The sequence below is a fragment of the Methylobacterium sp. WL116 genome, assembly GCF_008039455.1.
Taxonomy (GTDB): Bacteria; Pseudomonadota; Alphaproteobacteria; order Rhizobiales; family Beijerinckiaceae; genus Methylobacterium.
The window spans coordinates 1-2,641 of sequence record NZ_VRUV01000583.1 but is presented as its reverse complement, the minus strand read 5'-3'; the positions used below and the strand labels follow the sequence as shown (position 1 = coordinate 2,641).

Annotated in this window: 3 protein-coding genes; all 3 read right to left on the bottom strand. The window is 70.8% G+C overall.

Annotation, left to right across the window (positions count from 1 at the left end; all coding sequences use genetic code 11):
* A partial coding sequence (locus FV223_RS24825) for an amino acid permease (protein ID WP_147729457.1) occupies positions 1 to 445 on the bottom strand: 445 nt, incomplete at its 3' end.
* Positions 446 to 770: 325 nt separating this feature from the next.
* Entirely contained in the window at positions 771 to 2,057 is a 1,287-nt protein-coding gene (gene serA / locus FV223_RS24820; protein WP_187276239.1) for a phosphoglycerate dehydrogenase, read from the bottom strand.
* Positions 2,058 to 2,207: 150 nt separating this feature from the next.
* On the bottom strand, positions 2,208 to 2,641 hold a 434-nt coding region (locus tag FV223_RS24815; protein ID WP_147729456.1), incomplete at its 5' end, for a DUF1003 domain-containing protein.

The window sequence follows — 2,641 nt, the reverse complement described above, 5'->3', positions numbered from 1 at the left end:
CCGCCGGCAGGCGCAGGCCCGCATCCGCGAGCAGGCTCTGCGCGTAGCCCGACCAGCCCACCGCGACGGTGGCGGCGGCGAAGGCGAATTCGAGGACGAGGTCCCAGCCGATGATCCACGCGCAGAGCTCGCCGAGCGTCGCGTAGGTGTAGGCGTAGGTCGAGCCCGGCACCGGGATCATCGCGGCCAGCTCTGCGTAGCACAGCCCGACGAAGGCGCAGGCGATCCCGCCGGCGACGAAGGATAGCGCGAGCGCCGGGCCGGCATAGTCCGCCGCCGCGGTGCCGGTGAGGACGAAGATTCCCGCCCCGATCGTCGCGCCGAGGCCGATGCAGACCAGCCCGAACGCCGACAGGCTCCGCGCCAGCGCCGGCCCGTGGTCGTCCTCATGCCCGGCGACGAGCGCGGCGACGGATTTCTTCGCGGCGAAGAAGCCTGTGGTCATGGCGTGGCGATGTCCGAGCCCGCGGAAGATGCAGCGAGGCTGCGGCAAGTGCCGCGCCAGCGATAGCCGCGCCACGGAAAGTTTCTCAGGGTCGTCCGCGACGGAGCGCTCAGGCACCGGCCGGACGCCGAATCGAGCACGGGTCCCTTCGCCCAGGGGGAAAAGGACAGGATGAGGGGCGTGAGCTTTCGGAGAGTCACGCCCCTCTCCCCGACACACTTTTCATGGGAGAGCGAGCGCGGCGTGCTTCGCAGGATCCATCCGGCGCCGTCACGCCGCGATGGAGACCGGATCGATCGCAGGGCGGCGTCCGCGAACGCCCCGCTCAGCGGCGCTCGTACAGCAGCCGCGCGCGGATCGTGCCCGGGATCGCGCGGATCTCGGCGAGCAGGGTCTCGGCGTCGGCGTTGGTGGCGTCGGTCTCGAGCACCACGTAACCGACCTCGCCGTCGGTCTGGTAGAACTGCCCGGCGATGTTGATGCCCGCGCTCGAGAACACCGCGTTGAGGCGGTTGAGCATGCCGGGCAGGTTCTGCTGCACGTGGATGAAGCGCGCGCCGGTCGGGCGCGGCGGGAGCTGCACCTGCGGGAAGTTCACCGCGCCGATGGTCGAGCCGATGTCGGAGTAATCCACCAGCTTGCGCGCGACCTCCGAGCCGATGCGCTCCTGGGCCTCCTCGGTCGAGCCGCCGACGTGGGGTGTGAGGATCACGTTCTCCAGGCCCTGGAGCGGCGAGACGAAGCGCTCCTGGTTCGAGCCGGGCTCGACCGGGAAGACGTCGACGGCGGCGCCGGCGAGGTGCCCGTCGCGCAGGGCCCGTGCGAGCGCGTCGAGGTCGACGACGGTGCCGCGGGCGTTGTTGATCAGGTACGCGCCCGGCTTCATCGCGCGGATCTCGGCCTCGCCGATCATGTTGGCGGTGGCGTCGGTCTCGGGCACGTGCAGCGAGACCACGTCGCTCTGGGCGAGCAGCTCGGCGAGCGAGGCGGTCGGCTCGGTGTTGCCGTGGCGGAGCTTGTCGGTGTGGTCGTAAAAGACGACCCGCATGCCCATGGCCTCGGCCAGCGTCGAGAGCTGCGTACCGATGTTGCCGTAGCCGACGATGCCGAGCGTCTTGCCGCGCACCTCGACCGAGCCGGCCGCCGACTTGTCCCACTGGCCGGCATGCGCCCCGACCGAGCGCGGCACGATCCGGCGCAGGAGCATCACGATCTCGCCGATGACGAGCTCGGCGACCGAGCGGGTGTTCGAGAACGGCGCGTTGAACACCGGCACGCCGCGCCGCCGCGCGGCGTCGAGGTCGACCTGGTTGGTGCCCACCGAGAAGCAGCCGACCGCGAGCAGGCGGTCGGCGGCGTCGAGGGCCGCCGCGTCGAGCTGCGTGCGCGAGCGGATGCCGAGGATGTGGATGCCCTTCAGGGCCTCGTGCAGCGCATCGCGGTCGAGCGCCTTCGGCAGGCGGACGAGGTTGGTGTAGCCGGCCGCGCGCATCAGCCCGACGGCGCTGTCGTTGATGCCTTCGAGCAGCAGCACCCGGATCCTGTCCTTCGGCAGCGACAGCTTCTCGGGCAGGGCCAGGGTTTCGGGCAGCGGGAGCGGTTCGGAGTTCATGGTGCGATCGGCCGTTCGACGAGGGCGCCTCCGGGCGCCGAAGGCCGGCAGCGATAGGAGCGGTGATTTCGCGATGCAACGACGCGGGCGGATGGCTGGGATGCATCGGCTTTCCGGTGCGACCGTTCCGTCATGCGAAATGGCCGCCGCTCACCCGCGCGGGCGGGCGGTCCGCGCGGCGCCGAGTTCGGCGATCTGCCGGGTCTGCGCGCGGATCAGATCCTCCAGCTGCTTGGTCCGGATGCGGTCGAGCTTGTCGTGCAGGGACACGATCTCGATCTCGGCGCGCAGGTTGACCTCGTAGTCGAGGCCGGCGGCGATGCGGTCGCGCTCCGCCTGCCGGTTCTGCGACATCAGGATCACCGGCGCCTGCAACGCCGCGACCATCGACAGGATCAAGTTGAGAAAGATGTAGGGATAGGCGTCGAAGCCGCCCCCCGACCCTGCGAGGACGACGGTGTTCAGGACCACCCAGCCGACGAGCAGGCCGGTGAAGGCGATGATGAACCCCCACGAGCCGCCGAGCCTGGCGACCCGGTCGGCGAGGCGTTCGCCGAAATCCGGGCCCGCGCGCGACGTCGCGG

Bases quoted from the DNA above. Each gene is read 5' to 3' on its own strand.
- serA (WP_187276239.1), bottom strand. From the start codon at position 2,057: ATGAACTCCGAACCGCTCCCGCTGCCCGAAACCCTGGCCCTGCCCGAG.